The organism is Micrococcus sp. EWR3.9.1 (genome assembly GCF_052615555.1).
On record NZ_JBQXFD010000001.1, the window covers coordinates 119,423 to 144,328 of the forward strand.

At 74.2% G+C, this 24,906-nt stretch carries 18 protein-coding genes and 2 tRNA genes; 8 read left to right on the forward strand and 12 right to left on the reverse strand.

Annotated features, from left to right (window positions below; translation table 11 throughout):
• Position 1: 1 nt before the first annotated feature.
• From metG to ilvD, 10 genes are all read right to left on the reverse strand, one after another.
• A complete protein-coding gene (gene metG, locus ACUJ8O_RS00580; protein ID WP_158184530.1) occupies positions 2-1,627 on the reverse strand; it encodes a methionine--tRNA ligase in 1,626 nt (541 codons plus the stop codon).
• Complete coding sequence (locus ACUJ8O_RS00585) at positions 1,620-1,895, reverse strand: hypothetical protein (RefSeq protein ID WP_236649748.1); 276 nt, start codon at positions 1,893-1,895, stop codon at positions 1,620-1,622. The genes metG and ACUJ8O_RS00585 overlap by 8 nt, the downstream gene beginning before the upstream one ends.
• A gap of 168 nt (positions 1,896-2,063) precedes the next feature.
• The gene (locus ACUJ8O_RS00590; protein ID WP_236649750.1) at positions 2,064-2,477 is read right to left on the reverse strand and encodes a hypothetical protein; all 414 of its coding nucleotides are present in this window, start codon (positions 2,475-2,477) and stop codon (positions 2,064-2,066) included.
• Between the two features lie 64 nt (positions 2,478-2,541).
• Positions 2,542-4,137 carry a phosphoglycerate dehydrogenase gene (gene serA / locus ACUJ8O_RS00595; protein WP_158184531.1) on the reverse strand — a complete coding sequence of 532 codons (1,596 nt, stop codon included), beginning with the start codon at positions 4,135-4,137 and terminating at the stop codon, positions 2,542-2,544.
• A gap of 149 nt (positions 4,138-4,286) precedes the next feature.
• Entirely contained in the window at positions 4,287-5,318 is a 1,032-nt protein-coding gene (gene ilvC, locus ACUJ8O_RS00600) for a ketol-acid reductoisomerase (RefSeq protein WP_010078979.1), read from the reverse strand.
• A 35-nt stretch (positions 5,319-5,353) separates the two neighbouring features.
• On the reverse strand, positions 5,354-5,863 hold the full coding sequence (gene ilvN / locus ACUJ8O_RS00605; RefSeq protein WP_002854209.1) for an acetolactate synthase small subunit: 510 nt from the start codon (positions 5,861-5,863) through the stop codon (positions 5,354-5,356).
• A 12-nt stretch (positions 5,864-5,875) separates the two neighbouring features.
• Positions 5,876-7,777, reverse strand: a complete 1,902-nt coding sequence (locus tag ACUJ8O_RS00610; RefSeq protein ID WP_445373051.1) for an acetolactate synthase large subunit — start codon at positions 7,775-7,777, stop codon at positions 5,876-5,878.
• 290 nt (positions 7,778-8,067) lie between these two features.
• The gene (locus tag ACUJ8O_RS00615) at positions 8,068-9,288 is read right to left on the reverse strand and encodes an N-acetylglucosamine-6-phosphate deacetylase (protein ID WP_445373052.1); all 1,221 of its coding nucleotides are present in this window, start codon (positions 9,286-9,288) and stop codon (positions 8,068-8,070) included.
• 44 nt (positions 9,289-9,332) lie between these two features.
• Positions 9,333-9,491 carry a hypothetical protein gene (locus ACUJ8O_RS00620; RefSeq protein WP_199244611.1) on the reverse strand — a complete coding sequence of 53 codons (159 nt, stop codon included), beginning with the start codon at positions 9,489-9,491 and terminating at the stop codon, positions 9,333-9,335.
• Positions 9,492-9,594: 103 nt separating this feature from the next.
• Positions 9,595-11,322, reverse strand: coding sequence for a dihydroxy-acid dehydratase (gene ilvD / locus ACUJ8O_RS00625; RefSeq protein WP_095347313.1), 1,728 nt, complete (start codon positions 11,320-11,322; stop codon positions 9,595-9,597).
• A gap of 104 nt (positions 11,323-11,426) precedes the next feature.
• Between ilvD and ACUJ8O_RS00630 the strand changes: the two genes are divergently transcribed.
• The 7 genes from ACUJ8O_RS00630 (at position 11,427) to ACUJ8O_RS00660 (ending at position 19,367) form a co-directional block, all read left to right on the forward strand.
• Positions 11,427-11,975, forward strand: a complete 549-nt coding sequence (locus ACUJ8O_RS00630; protein WP_041103201.1) for a hypothetical protein — start codon at positions 11,427-11,429, stop codon at positions 11,973-11,975.
• A gap of 67 nt (positions 11,976-12,042) precedes the next feature.
• Positions 12,043-12,118 (forward strand) — tRNA-Lys (locus ACUJ8O_RS00635).
• Between the two features lie 82 nt (positions 12,119-12,200).
• Positions 12,201-12,689 carry a thioredoxin-dependent thiol peroxidase gene (gene bcp, locus ACUJ8O_RS00640; RefSeq protein ID WP_010078986.1) on the forward strand — a complete coding sequence of 163 codons (489 nt, stop codon included), beginning with the start codon at positions 12,201-12,203 and terminating at the stop codon, positions 12,687-12,689.
• 65 nt (positions 12,690-12,754) lie between these two features.
• A tRNA-Leu gene (locus ACUJ8O_RS00645) sits at positions 12,755-12,835 on the forward strand.
• Between the two features lie 48 nt (positions 12,836-12,883).
• Positions 12,884-14,548 carry an ABC transporter substrate-binding protein gene (locus ACUJ8O_RS00650; RefSeq protein ID WP_095347314.1) on the forward strand — a complete coding sequence of 555 codons (1,665 nt, stop codon included), beginning with the start codon at positions 12,884-12,886 and terminating at the stop codon, positions 14,546-14,548.
• Between the two features lie 99 nt (positions 14,549-14,647).
• Positions 14,648-16,138 (forward strand): malate:quinone oxidoreductase, encoded by a 1,491-nt coding sequence (locus ACUJ8O_RS00655; RefSeq protein ID WP_445373053.1) that lies wholly within the window; start codon positions 14,648-14,650, stop codon positions 16,136-16,138.
• Positions 16,139-16,145: 7 nt separating this feature from the next.
• Complete coding sequence (locus ACUJ8O_RS00660) at positions 16,146-19,367, forward strand: efflux RND transporter permease subunit (protein WP_445373054.1); 3,222 nt, start codon at positions 16,146-16,148, stop codon at positions 19,365-19,367.
• Positions 19,368-19,415: 48 nt separating this feature from the next.
• Here ACUJ8O_RS00660 and ACUJ8O_RS00665 read toward each other — a convergent pair whose 3' ends face one another.
• Together ACUJ8O_RS00665 and ACUJ8O_RS00670 are read right to left on the reverse strand one after the other, a co-directional pair.
• Positions 19,416-22,460, reverse strand: a complete 3,045-nt coding sequence (locus ACUJ8O_RS00665; RefSeq protein WP_445373055.1) for an AAA family ATPase — start codon at positions 22,458-22,460, stop codon at positions 19,416-19,418.
• Positions 22,457-23,680: an exonuclease SbcCD subunit D gene (locus tag ACUJ8O_RS00670; RefSeq protein WP_036338366.1), complete on the reverse strand. Its 1,224-nt coding sequence runs from the start codon at positions 23,678-23,680 to the stop codon at positions 22,457-22,459. Before ACUJ8O_RS00670 ends, ACUJ8O_RS00665 begins: the two co-directional genes overlap by 4 nt.
• 66 nt (positions 23,681-23,746) lie before the next feature.
• On the opposite strand from ACUJ8O_RS00670, the gene ACUJ8O_RS00675 reads away from it, so the two are divergent.
• The gene (locus ACUJ8O_RS00675) at positions 23,747-24,901 is read left to right on the forward strand and encodes an ADP-ribosylglycohydrolase family protein (RefSeq protein WP_036338369.1); all 1,155 of its coding nucleotides are present in this window, start codon (positions 23,747-23,749) and stop codon (positions 24,899-24,901) included.
• Positions 24,902-24,906 lie beyond the last annotated feature (5 nt).

Sequence of the window (24,906 nt, forward strand, 5' to 3'; positions counted from 1 at the left end):
CTCAGTCCTCCGCGGGCTCCTCGTGGCGCGGGAAGACCGGCTGCGGTGCGGGCAGCGGAGTGCCGGGGACCAGGTCCTCGTGGAAGGCGGCGAAGGACCGCGGGCCGGAGCCGGACGCGCCGGTGCGGCCGGCGTCGCCCCCGGCGGGGACGCCGAGCAGGTCCAGCAGCCGCGAGGCCGAGTCGGGCATCACCGGCTGCGCGAGCAGGGCCACCCGGCGCACGGCCTGCAGCGTCACGTACAGCACCGTGCGCATGCGTGGCTCGTCCGTCTTGCGCAGCACCCACGGGGCCTGGTCCGCGAAGTAGGCGTTGACCTCCCCCAGCACGCGCCAGGTCTCCTCGAGCGCGTCGTGGAAGTCCTGCACCGCGTACGCGGACCGGGAGTGCTCCAGCAGGGCGTCGACCTGGGCCAGGACGGCGCGGTCCGCCTCGGTGAGCTCGCCCGGCTCGGGCACGGCGGCGCCGCAGTTCTTGGCCACCATGGACAGCGAGCGCTGGGCGAGGTTGCCGAGGTTGTTGGCCAGGTCCGCGTTCTTGCGGCTCACCACGGCCTCGTGGCTGTAGGAGCCGTCCGCGCCGAACGGGAACTCGCGCAGCAGGAAGAAGCGGATGGCGTCGAGGCCGTACCGGGCCACCCATTCCCGCGGGTGCACCACGTTGCCCAGGGACTTGGACATCTTGGCCCCGTTGTTGTTCAGGAAGCCGTGGATCATGACGCGGCGCGGCAGCTCGAGGCCGGCCGACATGAGGAACGCGGGCCAGAAGATGCAGTGGAACCGGGAGATGTCCTTGCCGATCACGTGCAGGTCCGCGGGCCAGTAGCGCGCGAACGCCTCCGGGTCCTCGGCGGGCCAGCCCGCGCCGGTGAGGTAGTTCGTCAACGCGTCGACCCAGACATAGGTGACGTGGTCGGCGCGCCGGTCGGCGTCGTCGGCGTCGGGGTCCGCGGGCGCCGGCAGGTCGATGCCCCACTGGAAGGAGGTCCGGGAGATGGACAGGTCCTCGAGCCCGGCCTCCACGAAGCGGATGACCTCGTTGAAGCGGTACCGGGGGGCGGCGAAGTCCGGGTGCTCGCGGTAGTGGTCCAGCAGCGGCTGCTGGTACTTGGACAGGCGGAAGAAGTAGGACTCCTCCTCCGTCCACGTCACCTCGGTGCCGGTCTCGACGGCGCGGCGCACCCCGTCCTGACCCACCTCGGTCTCGTCCTCGCCGAAGTAGCGTTCGTCCCGCACGGAGTACCAGCCGGCGTAGGAGCCGAGGTAGATGTCCCCGTTGGCCTCCATGCGCCGCCAGATCTCGCGGACGGCCTCGGCGTGGTCCGTGTCCGTGGTGCGGATGAAGCGGTCGTAGGAGATGTCCAGGACGTCGTCGTCCATCTCCTTGAAGACGGCGGCGTTGCGCGTGGCCAGCTCGAGGGCGCTCACGCCCTGCTGCTGCGCCGTCTGCTCCATCTTCTGGCCGTGCTCGTCCGTGCCGGTCAGGAAGCGCACGTCCCGCCCGTCGAGCCGCTGGAAGCGGGCCATCGCGTCCGAGGCGATGTACTCGTAGGCGTGGCCGATGTGCGGCTCGCCGTTCGGGTAGGAGATGGCCGTGGTCAGGTAGTACGGGGCGCGGGCGTCAGTCACAGTCGTCGAGTCTACTGGCGGGGCCGGGGCCCGCGCCGAGGACGACGTCGTCCGCGCCGACGTCCGGGACGCCGTCGGCGGTCACCTGCAGATGGCCCGGCGCAGGCCGCAGGTGGAGGTGGGCCCACGGGGCCACCACGAGCACGGACGCCCCGATCATCTCGGTCAGCTCCTCCGCGTGCGTCGCCACGTGGTAGGCCAGGGTGCTGCGCCCGATCCCGAAGACGAGCGGCACCGCCTCGAGGACGATCGCGCCGACGAAGAACACCGCGCCGCCTGCCACCGTCAGCGCCCGGGTCCGGCGGGGCAGGGCGACGGTGCACAGCGCGAGCAGCCCGAGGACGACGATCGCGGCCGGCGCGCCGAGGATCAGCCACTGGAACGCGGGCAGCGGGTTCTCCCCCGCGAACGGCAGGGCCTCCCACAGCTGGCCGGCCTACTCGTGGATCTGCGTCGATTCGTCCAGGCTCATGGCCCCCAGCAGGGCCGCGGGGGTCAACCACGCGAGCAGGCTCCGCCGCCGGTCCGCCCCCAGCGCGCGACGCACGAGACCCACCGTGGTGAAGCCCGCGGCCCCCAGCAGGAGCAGGCCCGAGCTCCACCACGCGGTGAGGTTGGCCTCGTGGTTCACGTCGAAGACCTCGCGCCACCACGGCACCTGCCGCGGGCCCAGCCCGAACACGAAGGGGAGGGCGAACGACCAGGTGGGGAGCAGGACGCTGACGCCGATCAGCCCGCCCGCCGCGCGCCGGGCCCAGCGGCCCTGCACGCCCGGAGCCGTGGCGGGGCGGGCTGCTGCGGCGCGCGCGGTCGGGGCGGGTGCGGGGCGGGGCTCGGGTGGACGCGACATGGACACCATCTCAACACAGGGCGACGCGCGCCGGCCCCGCGATGCCCGCCCGGGCGTCGACGGGTCAGGCGGAGAGGTCCACCTCGGCCGCACGGGCGGCGCCGATGGCCGCGGCCAGCGTGGCCGCGGTGTCTCCGGACAGCGCCCCGTCCAGGGTCAGCACGGCCAGGGCGGCGCCCTCGTCGTCGCGCGAGACGTCCATGCCGGCGATGTTCACGCCCTGCACCCCGAGGGCCTGGCCCAGGACGCCGATCACGCCCGGGCGGTCCTGGTAGGCGAACACGAGCAGGTGGTCGGCCAGCGGCACCTCGAGCTCGTGCCGGTCCACACCGACGAGCTTCTGCACCTGGCGCGGGCCGGTGAGCGTGCCGGTGACGGCGGTCTGGGTGCCCTGCGCGGTCGCGGCGCGCACCGTGACGGTGTTGCGGTAGGACTCGGACACCGCGGTGGTGGTGAGGCGGCACTCGACGCCGCGCTGCTCGGCCAGCACGGGGGCGTTCACGTAGGAGACCTGGTCCGAGACGATGTCCGTGAACACGCCCTTCAGGGCGGCCAGGCGCATCGCGGAGACGTCGTGCTCGGCGATCTCACCGGCGATCTCCACCTCGACGGCCGTGATGGACTGCTCGCCCACCAGCGCGGTGAGCACGCGGCCCAGCTTCTCGGCCAGCGGCAGACCGGGGCGCACGTCCTCGTGGATCGCGCCGCCGGCCACGTTCACGGCGTCCGGCACGAGCTCGCCGGAGAGGGCCAGGCGCACGGAGCCGGCGACGGCGACGCCCGCCTTCTCCTGGGCCTCGGCGGTCGAGGCGCCCAGGTGGGGGGTGACGACGGCGGAGTCGTGGGCGAAGAACGCCAGGTCCGTGGCCGGCTCGGAGCTGAACACGTCGATGCCGGCGCCCCCGATGGTTCCGGCCTCGAGCGCGCGGGCGAGGGCGTCCTCGTCCACGAGGCCGCCGCGGGCCACGTTCACGATGATCGCGGTGTCCTTCATACGGGCGAACTGCTCATCGCCGATCATGCCGACCGTCTCGGGGGTCTTGGGCATGTGGATCGTGACCACGTCGGCGCGCTCGAGCAGCTCGTCCAGCTCGACGAGGCTCGCGCCGAGCTGCTGCGCGCGGGCGGTGGTCACGTAGGGGTCGTAGGCGAGGATCTCCATGCCGAACGCCTTCATGCGCTCGGCCACGAGCGCGCCGATGCGGCCCAGGCCGATCACGCCCAGCCGCTTCCCGTACAGCTCGACGCCCGTGTACTTCGAACGCTTCCACTCCCCCGCCTTCAGCGAGCCGTTGCCGGCCGCGATGTTGCGGGCGGCGGCCAGGATGTGGCCGCAGGTGAGCTCGGCGGCGGAGATGATGTTCGACGTCGGCGCGTTGACGACCATGACGCCGGCCTCGGTGGCGGCGGGCACGTCCACGTTGTCCAGCCCGACGCCGGCGCGCGCGATGACCTTCAGCTGCGGCGCGGCGGCGATCGCCTCGGCGTCCATCTGGGTGGCCGAGCGGATCAGCACCGCGTCGACGTCGCGCAGGTCCTCGAGGAGTCGGGCGCGGTCGGCGCCGTCCGTGCGGCGGATCTCGAAGTCGGGGCCGAGGGCCTCGACGGTGGCGGGCGAGAGTTCCTCGGCGATCAGGACGACGGGCTGGGCTGCGCTCACGGGTGCTCCTGGAGGTGTGGTGCGGTGGGATGGGAGGCGGGCCGGCCCGCGCTCCGGTTCGAGCCTAGACGCGTGACCGGACCGTGGCCGGAATGCGACGCCGGCCCCGGAGCGCGATGCCCGGGGCCGGCGTCGGGGGCTCGGGCGGCTCAGCGGGCCGCAGTGCCCTCGGTGTAGTCGTCGTCCGCGTCCTTGAGCCAGGAGAACATCTGGCGCAGCTCGCGGCCGGTCTTCTCGATCGGGTGGGCCTCGCCCCGGGCGCGGAGCTCCTTGAACTCGGGCGCACCGGCCTTCTGGTCGTCCATGAAGCGCTGCGCGAAGGCGCCGGACTGGATGTCGGCGAGGACCGCCTTCATGTTCTCCTTCACGTCGGGGGTGATGACGCGGGGGCCGGAGACGTAGTCGCCGTACTCCGCGGTGTCGGAGATGGACCAGCGCTGCTTGGCGATGCCGCCCTCGACCATGAGGTCGACGATGAGCTTCAGCTCGTGCAGCACCTCGAAGTAGGCGATCTCGGGCTGGTAGCCGGCCTCGGTGAGGGTCTCGAAGCCGTACTGCACGAGCTGGGAGGCGCCGCCGCAGAGCACGGCCTGCTCGCCGAACAGGTCGGTCTCGGTCTCCTCGGTGAAGGTCGTCTCGATGACGCCGGCGCGGGTGCCGCCCACGGCCTTGGCGTAGGACAGGGCGAGGGCGTGGGCCTGGCCGGAGGCGTCCTTCTCGACGGCGATCAGCGCGGGCACGCCGCGGCCGGCCTCGAACTCGCGGCGCACCACGTGGCCCGGGCCCTTGGGGGCGACCAGGGCGACGTCGACGCCCTCGGGGGCCTGGATGTAGCCGAAGCGCACGTTGAAGCCGTGCGCGAAGAACAGGGCGTCGCCCTCCTGCAGGTTGCCGGCGATGTGCTGGTCGTACACGTCGGCCTGGACCTGGTCCGGGGTGAGGATCATGATCAGGTCGGCCTCGGCGGCGGCGGTGGCGACGTCGACGACGCGCAGGCCCTCGGCCTCGGCCTTGGCGCGGGACTTGGAGCCCTCGGCGAGGCCGATGCGCACGTCCACGCCGGAGTCGCGCAGCGACAGGGCGTGGGCGTGGCCCTGGGAGCCGTAGCCGATGACGGCCACGGTGCGGCCCTGGATGATCGACAGGTCGGCGTCGTCGTCGTAGAACTTCTTCACGGTCATGCTGTTCTCCTCACGGGATGGGTGGATCGGGACGGTCAGCGGGCCAGGGCGCGGTCGGTCATGGACCGCGGCCCCCGGGCGAGGGCGAGGGTGCCCGAGCGGACGAGCTCACGCACGCCGTAGGGCTCCATCATCTCGAGGAAGGCCTCGAGCTTGTCACGGGTGCCGGTGGCCTCGAGGGTCAGGGACTCCGGGGCCACGTCGACGACGTGGGCGCGGAACAGGTCGGCCGCCTGGACGACCTGGCCGCGGGTGGCCGCATCGGCGCGCACCTTCACGAGCAGGTGGTCGCGCTGAACGGAGGAGTCGGGCGTGAGCTCGACGACCTTGATCACGTTGATCAGCTTGTTCAGCTGTTTGGTGACCTGCTCGAGCAGGTCCGTGTCGGCGTCGACGACCACGGTGATCCGGGACAGGCCCTCGACCTCCGTGACGCCCACGGCCAGCGAGTGGATGTTGAACGCGCGCCGGGCGAAGAGGCCGGCCACGCGGGTCAGGGTGCCGGGCACGTCCTCGACGAGCACGGACAGGGTGTGGCGTTCCATCGGTTGCCCTCCTCAGTCTTCCTGGTCCCAGTCGGGCGTCATGTCCCGGGCCACCTGGATCGCGTCGTTGCTGACCCCCGCGGGGACCATCGGCCAGACCATGGCGTCGCGGGACACCACGAAGTCCACGATCACGGGGCGGTCGTCGATGGCGAGTGCCTGGCGGATGGTGTCGTCCAGGTCCTCCCGACGGTCGCAGCGCAGGCCCGCGGCGCCGTAGGCGTCGGCGAGCTTGACGAAGTCCGGCACCCGGGCGGTGTCATGGCCCGTGTTCAGGTCCGTGTTCGAGTAGCGCCCGTCGTAGAAGAGGGTCTGCCACTGACGCACCATGCCCAGCGAGGAGTTGTTGATCACCGCGATCTTGATGGGGATGCGGTTGATCACGCACGTGGCGAGCTCCTGGTTGGTCATCTGGAAGCAGCCGTCGCCGTCGATGGCCCAGACCACGCGGTCGGGTTCGCCCACCTGCGCCCCCATCGCGGCGGGGACGGCGAAGCCCATCGTTCCGAGGCCGGCCGAGTTGAGCCACTGGCGCGGACGCTCGTAGGCGACGAACTGGCTGGCCCACATCTGGTGCTGGCCGACGCCGGCCACGTAGGTGGCCTCGGGGCCGGACAGGGCCGACAGGCGCGAGATCACCTCCTGGGGCGCGAGGAGGCCGTCCTCGGTCTCGGTCCAGCCCATCGGGTAGGTGTCCTGCAGGCGCCGCAGCACCGCCCACCAGTCGGCGAGGTCGGGCAGCGCCTCGGTGTCCGTCGCGAGCTCGGCCACCAGGTCCGGGATGATCTCCTTGACGTGGCCGACGATCGGCACGTCCGCGGTGCGGTTCTTGGAGATCTCGGCCGGGTCGATGTCCGCGTGGATCACGCGGGCGCCGGGGGCGAACGAGGGCAGGTGACCGGTCACGCGGTCGTCGAAGCGGGCGCCGAGCGTGATCAGCAGGTCGGCCTGCTGGAGCGCGGCCACGGCGGGGACGCCGCCGTGCATGCCCGGCATGCCCAGGTGCTGGGGATGCGAGTCGGGGAAGACGCCGCGGGCGGTGAGCGTGGTGACCACGGGGGCGCCCGTGAGCTCGGCGAGGGCGCGCAGCTCCTCATGGGCCTCGCCGCGGGCCACGCCGCCGCCCGCATACAGCACGGGGCGCCGGGCCGCGCGGATCAGCCGGGCGGCCTCGCGGATCTGCCGGGGGTGGCCGCGCAGGACGGGGCGGTAGCCGGGCAGGTCGATCCGGGGCGGCCACGCGAACTCGAACTCGCCCTGCTGGGCGTCCTTGGTGACGTCCACGAGCACGGGCCCGGGCCGGCCCGTGGCGGCGATGTGGAACGCCTCGGCGAGGGCCTGGGGGATGTCCTCGGGCCGGGTCACGAGCCGGGAGTGCTTGGTGATGGGCATCGTGATGCCCACGATGTCCGCCTCCTGGAAGGCGTCCGTGCCGATCGCGGCGGAGGAGACCTGGCCGGTGATGAACACGACCGCCTGGGAGTCCATGTGGGCGTCCGCGATGGCGGTCACCAGGTTGGTGGCGCCGGGACCGGAGGTGGCGATGGCCACGCCGACCTTGCCGGTGGCCAGGTGGTAGCCCTGTGCCGCGTGACCGGCGCCCTGCTCGTGGCGCACCAGGATGTGGCGGATCCGATCGGAGTCCATGAGCGGGTCGTAGGTCGGCAGGATGGCGCCGCCGGGCAGCCCGAACACGTCCGTGACCCCCAGCTCCTCCAGGGAGCGGATGATGCCCTGCGAGCCGGTCATCCGGGTCGGCTCGACGCGGGAGCCCTCGCCGGGCACCCGCGGCTCGACGATCTCGGGACGGAGGGCCGGACGGCGCTCCTGGGCCCGGGCCGTCTCCGTCGGGCGGAAGGCCGGCGTCGGGACCTGCGGGACCGCCGCGCGGGCGTCGCGGGGGGTCGTGCTCATGGGGTCACCTCACTGCGTTCGTCGCTGCGTGTCCGGCGCGGGGGCGTCGGACGGTCGTCGTTCGGATCCGTCGGGCGTCGGGGACCGTGGCCGCGTCGATGACGGATCGGGCCGGCGTGGCGGAGTCTGAGGTGGGGACACGGCCGCCGGGTCCTTCGGGGGTGGTCTCAGTATCGACAGCCGGGCGCCTCGTCCGCCATCGACCACCCGACTGTCTCGCAATGTGAGATAAAGCGTCACATCGTGAGACGACGGGGCGGTCGAGGTCGGATCCCGGGCCTGAGCCCACCCTAGTCAGCCGCCGAGGGGGCGGCCGCCTTCACCCACGTTCCGTGACGGAGCACCCCGCGCACCTCGAGCTCCGGGCCGAAGACGACGGCGTCCGCTCGGCTCCCGGCTCGGAGCCGGCCGACGTCGGGGAGCCCCAGGGCGTCCGCGGGCGCGGCCGTGGCCGCCCGCAGCGCGGCGTCGAGGTCGACCCCGGCGGCGACGGCGGAGCGCACCGAGCCGGCGACCGTGGCGGTGGACCCGGCGATGGCCCCGGCGGCCCCGTCCGCGCCGACCACCCGCGCGACGCCGTCGTGGACCCGGACCCGCAGCGGCCCGAGGGGGAACTCGCCGTCGCCGCAGCCGGCGGCGGCCATCGCGTCCGAGACGAGGATCCACCGCTCCCCGGCCTCCCGGGCGACCCGCCGCACCGTGGCCGCGTGCAGGTGGACGCCGTCCACGATGGTCTCGATCCCCACGCGCGGGTCCTCCAGCAGGGCGACGGCGGGCCCGGGCTCGCGGTGGTGGGCGGGCCGGCATGCGTTGTGCAGGTGGGTGGCCATCCGCGCGCCCGCGTCGATCGCCGCGCGCGTGGTCTCGTAGGAGGCGTCCGTGTGGCCGATCGCGACGACGACGCCCACCTCCGCCAGCCGGTCCACCGCGTCGAGGGCCCCGGGCAGCTCGGGGGCCAGCGTGACCATCGCCAGGTGATCCGCGCCGACCTCGACGAGGCGAGCGACGTCCTTGGGCGCCGGCGCCCGCAGCGACGCGGACCGGTGTGCGCCGCCGTGCAGGGGCGAGAGCCAGGGACCCTCAAGGTGCACGCCGGCCAGCACCCCCTCCGCGCACAGGGGCGTCAGGGCCGTCAGCTGCTCCGCGAGCGCATCGACGTGGTCCGTGACGAGGGAGGCCACCACCGTGGTCGTGCCCGCACGGGCGTGGGCCGCGGCCGCCGCGCGTGCCGCGGCCGCACCGGACTCGAAGGCGTGTCCGCCGCCGCCGTGGCAGTGCACGTCCACGCAGCCGGGAGCGAGGAGGCCGTCGCCGAGGTCGTGGACGGGGCCGCGGGTGCGCGGCGGGTCGCCGGTCCCGACAGCCACCACGCGGCCCTCGGCCAGGGCGATCCAGCCGGGGCCGCCGAGGCACTCGCCGTCATGGACGCGGTCCGCGCGCAGCACCGACGGGGATGCGACGGCCGGCGATGCCTGCTCGGCGCGCGGCCGGTGAGGGAGCGAGGCGGGCACGGATGCACCTTCCGGGGGTGGACGGGTCGATGGACGAGGGGCGCTCAGAGGCCCTGCCAGGACGGCTTGGCCTCCCCCATGTGGCGGTACTCCCCCGCGAGTTCGAGGTCGCCGTCCAAGAAGCGGGCGTCGTCCCGCCGGGTCTGCGCGGCGAGCAGCTGCACGTCCACGCCGGCGGCGTCGGACAGGATGACGACCTCCATCAGCGCGCCTCCCGCCCGGGACGCGGCGCGGGTCCCCCGGCCCGGGCGTCGATCTCGTGCATGCTCATCCCCTGCTCGTCGCGGCGTGCGGGCCGACCGGGCCTCAGCCCAGGTAGGCGCCCTCGGCGGCGGAGTGCACCAGCTTGGCGTACTTGCCCAGCACGCCCGTGGTGAACTTCGGCTGCACCGGCTCCCAGGACTCGCGGCGGGCGGCGAGCTCGGCCTCGTCCACGAGCAGGTCCATGGTGCGCCCGGCGATGTCCACGCGGATGCGGTCGCCGTCCTGCACCAGGCCGATCGGCCCTCCCTCGGCGGCCTCGGGGGCGATGTGGCCGATGCACAGGCCGGTGGTGCCGCCGGAGAAGCGCCCGTCGGTGATCAGCAGGACGTCCTTGCCCAGGCCCGCGCCCTTGATGGCGCCGGTGATCGCGAGCATCTCGCGCATGCCCGGGCCGCCCTTCGGGCCCTCATAGCGGATGACCACGACGTCGCCGGCGGCGATGGTCCCGTCCTCGAGGGCGTCCATGGCGGCGCGCTCACGGTCGAAGACGCGCGCGGTGCCCTCGAAGACGTCCGCATCGAAGCCGGCGGACTTCACGACGGCGCCCTCCGGGGCCAGCGATCCGTGGAGGATCGCGATGCCACCGTTGGGGTGCAGCGCGTCGTCCATGGTGCGGATGACCTTGCCGTCCACCGGGTCCGGATCGAGCGCGGCCAGGTTCTCGGCGAGGGTCTTGCCGGTGACGGTGAGGGTGTCCCCGTGCAGCAGGCCCTCGTCCAGCAGGGCCTTCATGACCACGGGGACACCGCCGATGCGGTCCACGTCCGTCATGACGTACTGGCCGAACGGCTTGAGGTCGGCGATGTGCGGGGTGCGGTCGGCGACGCGGTTGAAGTCGGACAGCTGCAGGTCGACGCCGGCCTCCCGGGCGATGGCGAGCAGGTGCAGCACGGCGTTGGTGGAGCCGCCGAAGGCCATGGTCACGGCGATCGCGTTCTCGAACGCGGGCTTGGTCATGATGTCCCGGGCCGTGATGCCCTGGCGAAGCATGTTCACCACGGCCTCGCCGGAGCGGCGCGCGAAGGCGTCACGGCGACGGTCCGCGGAGGGGGCGGCGGCGGAACCGGGCAGGGACATGCCGAGGGCCTCACCGATGGAGGCCATGGTGTTGGCGGTGTACATGCCGCCGCAGGCGCCCTCGCCCGGGGCGATGGACTTCTCGATGCGGAGCAGGTCCTCCTCGGACATGAGACCGCGGGCGCAGGCGCCGACCGCCTCGAAGGCGTCGATGATGGTCACCTGCCTCTCGGTGCCGTCGGTCAGGCGGGCGACACCCGGCATGATCGAGCCGGCGTAGACGAACACGGAGGCCAGGTCCAGGCGGGCGGCAGCCATGAGCATGCCCGGCAGCGACTTGTCGCAGCCGGCGAGCAGGACGGAGCCGTCCAGGCGCTCGGCCATCATCACGGTCTCCACCGAGTCGGCGATCACCTCACGGGAGACGAGGGAGAAGTGCATGCCCTCGTGGCCCATGGAGATGCCGTCCGAGACGGAGACCGTGCCGAACTCCAGGGGATATCCGCCGGCGGCGTGGACGCCGTCCTTCGAGGCCTGGGCGAGGCGGTCCAGGGAGAGGTTGCAGGGGGTGATCTCGTTCCAGGACGAGGCGATGCCGATCTGCGGCTTGCCGAAGTCCTCGTCCCCCATGCCGACCGCGCGGAGCATGCCGCGGGCGGCGGTGCGCTCCATGCCGTCGGTGACGTCGCGCGAGCGCGGCTTCATGTCGGGGGCGGCGGACGGGGTGCTGGGAGTCGACGCGGCGGAGTCCATGCCGCGGAGTCTAGTGAGCACGGCGCCACCGGGCCGGAGCGACGTCCCCGTGTGACGGGTGCGGCGGCATGACACGTGCGGACGGGTCCGCGTACGTTGGGGCCATGGACACGCCCACCCTGCACAGACGGCTGCGCCGCGTCTTCGATGCGCGCGTGTTCAACCATGGCGACTACAACGTCGTCTACGGCCAGCCCTCGGGCTCCTCCTCCCCCCTCGTCATCGGCTACCGCCACCAGCCACTCGAGATGCTGCTGTGCCCGTTCGACCCCACCTCCACCCCGGACGACCACGACCGAAGCGCGCCGGGCGTGGCCGAGGACGACCCGCACGGCCCGGTGACCGAGGTCTCCCCGGACCGCGCCGACGTCGTCGAGGTGGGCCTGGCCAACGTGGCCACCGTGGCGGACACGGGCAGCGGCTATCAGGTGGAGACCGTCACGGGCTTCCGCACGTGGTTCGACGTCCCGGAGCACACGCGCGTCCCGGTGGGTGACCTCACGGAGGACGGCACCGCGGAGCTCGACCAGTCCGAGGACGCCACCGACTTCCACGCCTTCATGACCGCGTTCATGGATGAGCTGGACCGCCTCTACGCGGCCCCGGAGCCGGACACGACGGACGTCACGCCCCCCGATTTGCACGGCGTCTGAGACCCCTGGTAGGGTTTCACCTCGTTGCACGGCGCACCGGAGAGATCCGAGAGGCGGTGCGGCACCTGCACCTCTAGCTCAACCGGTAGAGCATCTGACTCTTAATCAGCAGGTTCCGGGTTCGAGTCCCGGGGGGTGCACCACACGAAGCGAAGGCCCCGTCTCCACGGAGACGGGGCCTTCGTCGTCTCCGCTCCCGGCAGGCCCCACCGTAGGCTTGGGCCCATGACCGACACGACCCAGCACCGCCTCCAGCCCGGCGACACGGCACCTGCGTTCACCCTCCAGGACCAGGAGGGCCGGCCCGTCTCGCTGCGTGACAGCGCGGGCAAGCACACGATCGTCTACTTCTACCCGGCCGCGTCCACGCCCGGCTGCACCACGCAGGCCTGCGACTTCCGGGACAGCCTCGCCTCCCTCACCGCGGCCGGTTACGTCGTCCTGGGGATCTCCCCCGACCCGATCGGCAAGATCATCCGGTTCGCCGAGCAGGAGGGCCTGACGTTCCCCCTGCTCTCGGACGAGGACCACGCGGTGGCCGAGGCCTACGGCGCCTGGGGCGAGAAGAAGAACTACGGGCGGACCTTCGAGGGTCTGATCCGCTCCACGATCGTCGTCGGCCCGGACGGGAAGGTCACCCACGCGCAGTACAACGTGAAGGCGACCGGCCACGTGGCCCGACTGCGCCGCACCCTCGGCCTCGACGAGGCCTGATCCGCGCCCGCCGCGCCCGGGCACCGCACGGTAGGATCGGGCCTCGCCCCGTGCGCGGGGTGTGCGCGGGCGTGGCGGAACTGGTAGACGCGCTGGATTTAGGTTCCAGTGTCCTGGACGTGGGGGTTCGAGTCCCCCCGCCCGCACTCCCCGGGCCCGCCCGATCCCGATGTCACCTGCCAGAGGAGGCCGCCATGCAGCCCACTCGCCGCGCCTTCCTCGGCGGGGGCCTGGGTCTGCTCGGCCTGGGCGTGGCCGGCTGCACGACGTCGCCCGCGGCGCCGTCCACCGCCGCCCCGATCTCCTCGGGACCGGGCCGGCTGCTCGTGGTCGGTGCCCCGGCGCGGGCGCTGACGCGGGATCCGGCCCGCGCGCTGGACATCGAGTCCTTCCGTCTGATCCGCCAGGTCTTCGAGACGCTGCTCGGTGTGGACCCAGACACCGGCGCCCCCACGCCCCGCCTCGCCGAGCGGCACGAGGAGTCCGACGGCGGCCGCCTCCACACGTTCCGCCTGGTCTCCGGGGTGGTGTTCGACGACGGCGAGCCGTGCGACGCCGCCGCCGTGGTCGCGAACATCGAGCGGTGGGCCGCCGCCCCTGCGCCCGTGGACGGGACCGTCACCCCGCCCTCCTCGTTCGTCTCGGCCTTCGGCGGATACGCCGGGGACGCGGACTCCGCCTTCTCCGGCGTCGAGGCCCACGGAGAGCTCGAGGTGCGGCTGCGCCTGCACTCCCCCCGCCGTCACCTCGCAGCCGCACTGGCCTCGCCGGCCTTCGCGATCTCCTCGCCGGCCTCGTGGGACCGGACGGTCGACGTGGACGGCTCCGAGGTCACCACCCCCGCCGGCACCGGCCCCTACCGCTGGGCCGACGCCGCGGAGACCGCCGAGCTCACGCGCGCCCACCCGGGTGCCTCGGGCGCGACGATCCTGGTCCCCAGCGCCCGCCACCGCGGCTCCGATCCGGCGGCGTTCCCGGTGGCCGTGCAGGCGTGGGGTCGGGCCTCCGTGCGCCTGCGGGAGCTGCGGCGCGGCACGGCGGACGTGATCGACGTCGTCGCCCCCGGCCAGCTGCGCCCCCTCGTCGAGGCCGGCACCCAGGTGCTGCCCCGGGACCCCCTGGGCGTGCTCTACGTGGGCATGAACCTGGACCACCCGCTCGTGCGCTCGCAGTACCTGCGCCAGGCGATCGCATACGCGGTGGACCGCCCGCGCATCGCCGGCAGCGACGTCTTCCTCGAGGGCACCCGCCTGGCCCACGACCTCGTCCCCCCGTCCCTCGGCGTCGGCGACGAGGAGGCCCGGCGCTACGACGTCAACCCGAGCCGGGCCCGCGAGTTCCTCGGCCTGGCGGGATACGACGGGGAGCCGTTGGAGTTCCTCTACCCGGTCGGCACGGCCCGCCCCGCCCTGCCCGAGCCGGAGCGGGTCTACGCGATGGTCGCCCACGACCTCGGCGCGGTGGGGATGCACATCGTGCCCGTGCCCGTGCCGGAGGACCAGGACTACCTGCACGCCGTCGCCTCCCGGCCCACCCGAGCCCTGCACCTGATGGGCCGCACCGGCGACTACCGCGACCCGCACGCGTTCCTCGAGCCCTTCGCGCGCTCGGGCCGCGCCGAGACCGGCTACCGCAACCCGCGCGTCGTCGAGGACGTGGACGCGGCGGCGGCCGAGACCGACGACGACGCGCGCCGCGCCCTGTTCCGCCGCGTCGTCCGGGCCATGGCCCTCGACCTGCCGGCGCTGCCGCTGGTCTATCCGATCTCGGCCCTGGCCACCGGCCCGCGCGTGGCCTCCTACCCAACGTCGCCGCAGCTGGACGAGCCCTTCTCGCGCGTCAGGCTGACCGAAGGCTGAACGCACCGGTAGTACAGTGGGAGGTCACGGCGCCCGGCCCGACCGCCACTGCTCGGCCTGGTCGCACTGCGCCCACCCGCCGTCGTTCTGCTTCAGGAGTTGACCGTGCCCACCACCTCGTCCACCGCCACCCACGACGTCGTCCTGATCGGCGGCGGCATCATGAGCGCCACCCTGGGCGTGCTGCTGCAGAAGCTCGAGCCCACCTGGTCCATCGCCCTGTACGAGAGCCTCGACCAGGCCGGCCTGGAGTCCTCCGACCCGTGGAACAACGCGGGCACCGGCCACGCCGCCCTGTGCGAGCTGAACTACTCGCCCATGGACAAGAACGGCCGGGTGGACGTCACCAAGGCGCTGGGCATCAACGAGCAGTTCTGGATCACCCGCCAGTTCTGGTCCTCCCTGGTGGCGGACGGCACGCTCAAGGACCCCAAGTCCTTCATCAACCCGCTGCCGCACATGTCCTTCGTGTGGGGCGACGACCATGCCGACTACCTCCGCGCCCGCTACGAGGCCATGTCCGCCCAGCCGCTGTTCGCCGGCATGGAGCACAGCGAGGACCCGGAGCAGATCCGCGCCTGGGCCCCGCTGCTGATCGAAGGCCGCGAGTCGGGCCAGCGCCTGGCGGCGTCCCGCCACACGGGCGGCACCGACGTGGACTTCGGCTCCCTCACCCGCCAGCTCGTCACGGCCATGGCCGGCGCCGGCGCCGAGGTGCGCTTCGGTCACAAGGTCACCGGCCTCACCCGCGGCACGGACGGCCGCTGGGAGGTCAAGGTCAAGAACAAGGCCGCCGGCTCCGAGCTCGTGGACCGCGCCCGCTTCGTCTTCGTCGGTGCCGGCGGCGGCGCCCTGCCCCTGCTGCAGAAGTCCGGCATCCCCGAGATCAAGGGCTTCGGCGGCTTCCCGGTCTCCGGCCAGTTCCTGCGCTGCACGGACGAGTCCGTGGTGAACCAGCACATGGCCAAGGTGTACGGCCAGGCCGCCGTCGGCGCCCCGCCGATGTCCGTGCCCCACCTGGACACCCGCTTCGTCAACGGCAAGCGCTCCCTGCTGTTCGGCCCCTACGCCGGGTTCTCCACGAACTTCCTCAAGACCGGCTCCTACCTGGACCTGCCGCTGTCCGTGCGCCCGCACAACCTCAGCACGATGCTGGACGTGGCCAAGGACAACATGGACCTGACCAAGTACCTCGTGACCGAGGTGCTGAAGTCCCGGGACAAGAAGATCGACGCCCTGCACGAGTTCTACCCGGAGGCCGACGGCGGCGAGTGGGAGCTGATCACCGCGGGCCAGCGCGTGCAGGTGATGAAGCGCAAGGGCCGCTTCGGCGGCGTCCTGCAGTTCGGCACTGAGGTCGTCACCCACGCGGACGGCTCGCTCAGCGGCCTGCTCGGCGCCTCGCCGGGCGCCTCCACCGCTGCCCCCATCATGGTGAAGCTGCTCGAGCGCTGCTTCCCCGCGAAGATGGCCGGCTGGGACGGCACGCTCAAGGAGCTCATCCCGTCGCTGGGCCACACGCTCAACGACGACCCGGCGCTGCTGGACGAGGTCCGCACCGTCACGGACGCCGCACTGAAGCTGGCCTGACGCCGCGATGGGAGCGCTCGCACGGTTCTCACTCGGCCGGCGGGCGCTCGTGGCGCTCGTCACCGTGTTCATCGCGGTGTTCGGCGTCCTCTCCGCCGGGCAGCTCAAGCGGGAGCTGATCCCCCCGCTCGAGCTGCCCGTCATCTCCGTCTCGACGCTCTACCCGGGGGCGTCCCCCGAGGTCGTGGACGCGCAGGTGGGCGAACCCCTCGAGACGGCCCTGCAGGCCGTGGAGGGCCTCGAATCCTCGCGGTCCACGTCGCAGTCCGACTTCAACGCGGTCCAGCTGGAGTTCGCCTACGGCACCGACCTGAACCGGGCCCGGTCCCAGGTGGACCGGGTGGTCGCCAACCTGGGGCCGCAGCTGCCGGAGGAGGCGGAGACCTCGTCCTTCGCGGGCTCCGTCTCCGACTTCCCCGTGGTCTTCCTCGCCCTGTCCGGGGACGAGGACCTCAACACCCTGCGCCGCCGCGCCGAGGACGTCCTGGCCCCGCGGCTGCAGAAGATCGACGGCGTCCGCGGCGCCGACGTCCTCGGCGGCACGGACGAGAACGTCTCCGTGGTCCCGGACCCGGCCGCGCTCGCCGCCGCCGGGCTGACCACCTCCGACATCACCGACGCACTCGAGGAGAACACCGGCCTCTTCCCCGTCGGCCAGGTCACCGAGGGCGCGACCACCTATCCCGTCCAGGCGGGCTCCGCCGTCGAGGACCTCGAGGGCCTGCGCGGGATCGTCGTCGCTCCCTCCGGGGACGGCGAACCGCGCACCCTGGACGAGGTCGCCGACGTCTCCCTCGTGGCCGCGGCCCCCACGTCCCTGACCCGCACCAACGGGGTGCCGACGCTGTCCGTCTCCGTGACCGCGACCCCGGACGCCGACCTCGTGGCGGTCTCGCAGGCCGTGCGCGACGCCCTGCCGGAGCTGGCGTCCCTGGTGGGCGGCGGCGCGGACCTGATCGTGGTGTTCGACCAGGCCCCGTTCATCCAGCAGTCCATCGACACGCTGTTCCAGGAGGGCCTGCTGGGCCTGGCGTTCGCCGTGCTGGTGATCGCCGTGTTCCTGCTCTCGGTGCGCTCCACCCTCGTCACCGCCGTGTCCATTCCGCTGTCCCTGCTGGCCGCCCTCATCGGGGTGGCGGCCTTCGGCTACTCCCTCAACACGCTGACGCTCGGGGCGCTGACGATCTCGATCGGCCGGGTCGTGGACGACGCGATCGTGGTGGTGGAGAACATCCGCCGGCACCTCAGCCTGGGCGCCGACCGGCGCACCGCGATCCTGGACGGCACGCGCGAGGTCGCCACCGCGATCACCGCCTCCACCCTCGTCTCCGTGGCCGTGTTCCTGCCCATCGCCTTCGTGGGCGGCCTGGCCGGCGAGCTGTTCCGGCCCTTCGCCGTGACCGCCACGGTCGCCCTGCTGGCCTCCCTCGTCGTCGCCCTGACGATCGTGCCGGTGCTGTGCTGGTGGTTCCTGCGCTCCCCGCGGCGCGGGGCCGAGACCGCGGCCGCGCCCGCCGTCGCCGGCGACCGGCCCGTGGCGGCCGGCGGATGGCTCACGCGGGCCTACCGCCCGGTGCTGCGCTGGACGCAGCGGCACACCGTGGTCACACTCGCTGCCGCCCTGGCGCTGCTGGCCGGTACGGCCGCGCTGGTCCCGCTGATCCCCACGAACCTCCTGGGCGACTCGGGACAGAACTCGTTCGTCGTCACGGCGGAGCAGGAGCCGGGGGCGTCGCTGGAGACGACGGCCGCCGCCGCCGAGCGCATCGAGCGGGTGCTGCTGGACACCGACGGCGTCGAGACGGTCCAGTGGACGGCCGGCACCGCCGCCGGTCCGATGGGGGCCTTCGGCGGCTCCTCGGCGGAACGGGCGCGGTTCACGGTGGTGACCGACCCGGATGCGGATCAGGTGGCCCTTCAGGACGGGGTGCGCGCCGAGCTCACGGGTCTCGACGGCGTGGGCGACGTGTCCGTCTCCACGCAGCAGGGGCCGAGCGGCGGCCAGGACATCGAGGTGTCCGTCTCCGCCCCCGACCCGCAGACCCTCACCGCGGCCGCCAGCCAGGTCGCCCAGGCGCTGCAGCCCGTCGAGGGTGCCCGCGAGGTGACGACGCCGGCCTCGGACCTGCGCCCGACGTTCCAGGTGGACGTGGACACCGTCGCCGCCGCCCGGCTCGGCCTGACCGAGGAGGCGGTGGCCGGCCAGGCCGCCGCCGCCCTGCAGGCCGTGCCCGTGGGCGAGGTCCGCTTCGGGTTCGAGAGCTTCGCGGTGCAGCTGGGTGACCCGGAGCCGGTCGAGTCCCTCGACGCCCTGCGCCAGGTGCCTGTGGAGACGGCGGAGGGACCCGTGCCGCTGGCCGACCTCGCCGAGGTCTCGCGCGTGTCCGTGCCCGCCCGGGTGACGTCCTCGAACGGCGAGCGGACCGCCGTCGTCACGGTGACCCCGGACGACGAGGACCTCGGGGCCGTCTCACGCCGGGTCACGCAGGCCGTGGCGGAGCTGGACCTGCCCGAGGGCGTCACCGCGGCCGTGGGCGGCGCGGCGGAGCAGCAGGCGCAGACGTTCCGGGACCTCGGGCTGGCGTTGCTGGCCGCCGTGGCGACCGTGTACGTCGTGCTGGTGGCGACGTTCAACTCGCTGCGCCAGCCGCTCGTGCTGCTCGTGTCGATCCCCTTCGCCGCCACGGGCGTGTTCCTGGCGCTGCTGGCCACCGGCACGCCCCTGGGACTGTCCACGATGATCGGGCTGCTCATGCTGGTGGGCATCGTGGTGACGAACGCGATCGTGCTGATCGACCTGATCAACCAGTACCGACGCGACCGCGGAATGCCCTTGGACGAGGCCATCGAGGTGGGCGCGCTCAACCGCGTGCGCCCGGTGGTGATGACGGCCCTGGCCACCGTCCTGGCCATGACCCCGATGGCCCTGGGCGTCACGGGGCACGCGGGGTTCATCTCCCAGCCCCTCGCGGTGGCCGTGGTGGGCGGCCTGGTCTCCTCCACCCTGCTCACCCTCGTGCTCGTGCCCGTGCTGTACCGGCTCACCGAGGTCCGCGGGGAGCGCCGCCTGCAGGAGGAGCGCCGTGTCGCGGCCGCATGGGAGGCGCAGCGCGTCGCGGCCGAGCGGGAGCGCCGGGCCGAGCAGGGAAGCGCGGCCCCGTCCGAGCTCGACGCCGGACGCCTCGGCCGACTCCGGCAGCGCCTCCGCCGGCGGTGGCGCCGGGCCTGACCGCTCACGCGTGGCGCGGGCCGGGGCGGCGGGGCGCACCCCCGCCGCTCAGGCGCCGTCGTGCACCGCGAGGCTCGAGCCGCGCCGGTCCTTGCGCACCTCGAGGCGCACGCCGATCTCCTGCCTCATCCGTTCGACGTGGGAGACGAGGCCCACGGTCCGGCCACCGGTCCGCAGGGTGTCCACGACGTCCAGGACGTCGTCGAGGGTGTCCGCGTCGAGCGAGCCGAAGCCCTCGTCCACGAAGAGCGTGTCCAGTTCGATGCCGCCGGCTTCGGCCTGCACGGTGTCCGCGAGCCCCAGGGCGAGGGCGAGGGAGGCCATGAAGGTCTCGCCGCCCGAGAGCGTGGCCGGGTGGCGCGTCTCGTCCACGTAGTGGTCCCGGATGACGAGTTCGAGGCCCTTGTTCCCGCGCCCGCCCACGGCGTCGGAGTACTCGATCGAATACCGCTGGTCCGTCATGGCGAGCAGACGCTCGGTGGCCGCGGCGGCGACCTCCTCGAGCCGCCCGGCGAGGACGTAGCTCGTCAGCGGCATCTTGAGCAGGTTCTCCCCGCCGCCGCGGACGAGGTCGAGCAGCCCCCGCACCCGCGTGTGCTCGGCGATGAGCCCGGCGGACCGCTCCAGGACCTCGGTCAGGGCGGCCGACTGGCGGCGCACCGTGGCGACGAGTGAATCGAGTCGCCCGACCGCCGTCGCCCGGGACGAGCTCGCGGCCTCGGCCGCGGCGAGCGCCTCGGCGGCGGCGCGGGTCTGCTCCTCGGTCGGCGGCTCGACGCCCGCCTCGGCGAGGGCGCGGCCCCGGCGGACGGGCTCGCTCGCCTCGAGCTCGGCGAGGCGGGCCCGTTCGGCGTCCCACTCCTGCACGGCGGCCGTGCGCGCGGCGGCCTCCGTCTCCTCGAGGCGGGCCGCGCGCGCCGCGTCGACGTCGTCGAAGCGCTGTTCGGCCAGCGCGGCGGTGAGCGCCTGGCCGGTCTCGTCGGCGACCGCCCGGGCGCGCGCGTCCTCGTCCTGCGCCGCAGCGAGGGCGGCCAGGACCCGGCGTGCGGCGGTGACCTGGTCGCGGCGGGCGTCGAGGGTCTCGGCGTCGCCGCGGGCGGCCTCGACGGCGTCCCGCAGCTCGGTCAGCCGGGCGGCGCGGTGGGCGGCGGCCTCGGCGAGCCGGCCGTCCTCGGCCGCGAGCGCGGCGGCGGTCTCGTCGGCCCCGGCGAGCGTCTTCTCGGCGGCGGTCAGCCGGCGGCGGTCCGCGGCGAGGTCCTTCGCCGCCTGGTCCAGCGCGGCCCGTTCGGTCTCGGCGCGCTCGAGCGCCTCCCGCGCGGCCTCGGGTGCGAGCCCGGCGGCGGCCTCGCCCGCCGAGCGGAGGGTCTGCTCGGCGGCGCGCAGGGCGGTCTCGGCGTCGGTCGCGGCCCGGTCGGCCGCGGTCCGGGCCTGCTCGGCGTCCCGCACGTCCGCCTCGGTCACCGCGGTGTCCGCGGTCGCGGCCGGGGCCGGGTGCTCGGGCGAGCCGCACACGGCGCACGGCTCGCCGGGCACGAGCCGCTCCGCCAGTTCGGAGGCGGCCTGCTCGTACCGGGCACGCAGCAGACCGACGTGCCGTTCGGCGGCCTCACGTCGCCGCTCCTGTGCCTCCCGGTGGGCCCGGGCCGCGGTCTCGACCTCGACGGCGCGGGCGGCCGCGGCCTCGGCGGCCGTGCGGCGAGCGGCGGCCTCGGACACGGCGCGGTCCACGGCCTCCCGGGCGCCGAGACGCTCGGTGCCGCGTTCGACGACCGCGCGGTGTGCCGCGACGGCCGCCTCACGCTCGGGGCGGGACTCGACCAGGGCGGCGCGGTCGCGGTCGATCTCGGCCCGCCGCTCCGCCGCGGCGGCCGCCTCCTGCTCCAGCTCGCGCATCCGGTCACGGTCCCGAACCGCGCGCGCCACCGCCTCCGCGGCGCGCTCGGCCTCCCCCAGCGCCTGGCGGGAGGCGGGCGTGTCGGCGGCCCCGTCCGCCCGGGCGGCGGCGAGCCACGCCGCCGCGGTCGGCTCGTCCTCGACGTGCGCCAGGGCCTGCGTCACCGCCTCCGACGCGGTGCCGGCGGCGTCCGCCGCCGCGGTGGCCCGCTGCGCGGCGGTGAGCACCCGCCCGGCGCGCTCATGGGCGTCGACGGCGCGGCGCCGCGCGGCGGCGGTCTCAGCCTCGGCGTCGTGGTCGCGTCGACGGCGCCCCCACGCCTCGGCCGCGGCCAGGTCCCGCCCGCGGGTCTCCAGCTCACGCGCCGTCACCCGAGCCTGCTGCTCGGCGGCGCGGGCCGTGGCGAGGCCGGCCCGTGCGTCCTCGTGCGCGCGACCCGCGCGCTCAGCGGCGAGGGCGAGCAGCCGCTCGTCCGTGTCCGGTGACGGCTCCGGCGCATGCCAGTCCGGGCCGAGCGCCTCGTGGAGCGCCTCGGCCAGCTGTGCCCGCGCGGTCCGGGCCACGTCCGCGTCCACGGCCACCGCGGTGTCCAGCCGGGCCGTCTCGACGCGCAGGTGCTCCTCGACGCCGTCGAAGCGCTGCGTGCCGAAGAGCCGCCGCAGCAGGACGCGGCGCTCATCCGACTTCGCGGTGAGGAACTGGGCGAACTGTCCCTGAGGCAGCAGGACCACCTGCATGAACTGCTCGGCGTCCAGGTGCAGGACGGCCGCGATCTGCTGGCCGACCTCGTCCGCCCGGGTGAGCGGCGCCGTCCATTCCCCGTCCACGCGTTCCCGCAGGGAGACCGTGGCCGGCGTGGTGACGGTGGCGCCGCCCGCCGCGCTGCGTCTCCGGCGGGGCCGCTCGTGCTTGGGCGAGCGGACCACCTCGAAGCGCCGGCCCTGCACGGTGAACTCGACCTGCACCTCGGGGATCACCGCGCCGGGCTCGCGCAGCGTGGTCACGAGCGACTCGGCCGACCGTCCGCCCGGCACGGTCCCGTAGAGGGCGAAGCACAGCGCGGCCAGCACCGTGGACTTGCCCGCGCCGGTGGGCCCGTCCAGCAGGAACAGGCCGGCCGCGTTGAGCCGGTCGAAGTCGACGTCCTGCGCCTGGGCGTAGGGCCCGAGCCCCTCCAGGCGCATCCGATGGATCCTCATGCGCGCACCTCCCCCGCGCGAGCGGCCTCGAGGGCGTCCCGCAGCAGGTCCTGCTCGGCCCCGCTGGCCGGCCGCTGCCGGACGTGGTCCACGAAACCGACCGCGAGCGCGTGGTCCGAGGGTGCCTGCCGCAGGACCTGGGCGTAGGTCCGCTCCCGGGCCCGCCTCCCGCCGGCCGGTTCGTGGCGGAAGACGAGCACGGAGGGGAACCGGGTCTTCAGGCGCTCCAGGGCCCGCTCGGGGCGTTCGTCGTCGGTGACGGTGACCTGCACCCAGCACTGCTCCGCCCACGCGAACTCCGGGGACTCCAGCAGGTCCTCGATCGGCCCGGACAGCACCGCCAGGCGCCGTCCGGCGTCCCAGTCCACGGCCTCGACGTCGGTGACGGCCCCGCCCGTGACGTGGACGAGCCAGCCGCCCTTGCGGTGGCCCGCCTCGGAGAAGGAGTACGGCAGCGGTGAGCCGGAGTACCGCACGTGCTCTGCCAGCCGCTGGCGGCCGTGCAGGTGGCCCAGGGCCGCGTAGTCGAGCCCGTCGAACACGGAGACCGGCACCTGCCCCAGCGTGCCCACCAGCATCTCGGGCGGGGCGTCCGGCTCGACGTGCTCGCCCTCGCCGATGTCCCGTTCGGACTCGGAGCCGTGGCCCCCGGCCGCGAACAGGTGGGCCAGCACGACGGCGGCCACCGGCTCCGGCGTCTCGGCGCGGCGGGCGGCCAGATCGGCGTGGACGCGGCGGACCGCCTCCGTCAGCACGGCCGTGTGGTGGGGCTCCACGCCCCAGGCCGGTCCCTGGTGGCGCGGTTCGAGGTAGGGGATGCCGTAGACGGCCACGGTCTGGCCCGCGCCGCCGTCGACCCCGGGCTCGGTGAGCAGCACGGGGCGGTCCAGCTCCACCGCGTCCGCGCGCACGTGCACGCCCGCGGCCGCCAGGAGTCCGCCGCCGAAGCCGAGGCGCACCGCCGAGTCGTGGTTGCCGCTCGTGAGCACCACCTGGGCGCCGGCCGCGTGCAGCCGGGTGAGCGTCCGGTCCAGCAGCCGGACGGCGTCCGCCGGAGGCAACGCGCGGTCGTACACGTCCCCGGCCAGCAGGACGGCGTCCACGCCGCGCTCCGTCACGGTCGCGACGAGGGCGTCCAGGACCTCCTCCTGGGCCTCGAGCAGCCCGGTACCGTGGAACGACCGGCCCAGATGCCAGTCCGAGGTGTGCAGCAGGATCATGCGGCCCACTCTAGGGAGGGTGTGGACGGGATAAGCACGACGCGGTGCAGCTCGTACGATGGCGGCATGTCCGCCACCGCGCCCGAGCCCACCGCCTCCTCGTCCACGCCCCTGCCCGGCCCCGAGCACGCCGACCGGGTCCTGGCCCTCCTCGCGGCCGGTGCCGCCGGGGACGCGCTGGGCGGCGTCGTCGAGTTCACCCCCGCGTCGGGGATCGCGGCGGTGCACGGCCCCGCCGGCGTCACCGACGCCGCGGACCTGCTCGCCCAGGAGGGCGCCCACGCCCTGCCGATCACGGACGACACGCAGCTGACGCTGTACGTGCTCGACGGCCTGCTCGAGTGGATCGAGTGGCAGAACGACGGCGTCCCGGCCGATCCCGCGGCGTGCGTGTGGCTCGCGTGCCTGCGCTGGTTCGCCACGCAGGACGGCGCGCTGCCCGAGGGCGCTCCCCCGGCCCCGCCCCGCTGGATCGACGCGCACGCGGAGCTGAAGGTGCGCCGCGCGCCGGGCACCGCGTGCCTGACCGGGCTCGCCGAACCGGGGATGGGCCTGCCGGGCGACCCGCACAACCCGGGTTCGAAGGGCTGCGGGACGGTCATGCGCTCGGCCCCGTACGGGATGGTGCCGGGGCTCGAGGACCCGCACGTCGTGTCCCTTGCCCGCCAGGGGGCCGTCCTCACGCACGGCCACCCCACCGCGTGGGTCGCGGCGGCCGCGTACGCCCTCGTCATCGCGGCCCTGCTGCGCGGCCTGGACCTGGCCGCCGCGGTCGCGCACGCCCGCGCGTGGCTCGACACCCTGGGCGAGGAGGCCGAGGAGACCCGCGCCGCCGTCACCGCGGCGGTCGACCTGGCCGGCACCGTCGACGCAGACCCCGGCGCCCCCGGCGCCCTCCCCACCGCGCTCGGCGAGGGCTGGGTCGCGGAGGAGGCCCTGGCCATCGCGCTCTATGCCGCGCTCACCGCGCAGGCGGCACACCCGGCCGATCCGGCGGCGGCGCTCGCCCTGGCGCTGCGGATCGGCGTGAACCACGACGGCGACTCCGACTCCACGGCCTCGCTGGCCGGGCAGGTGCTCGGCGCGGCGCACGGCACCGCCGTGTTCGGCGCGCACGACCCCGCGGACCGCGCCGCGGCCGAGGCCTCCGTCCCGGGGTGGATCGCCGAGCGCGAGGTCGTCCTGGAGGCCGCCCGGCGCTGGAGCGCCGCGACCACCTGAGTGGT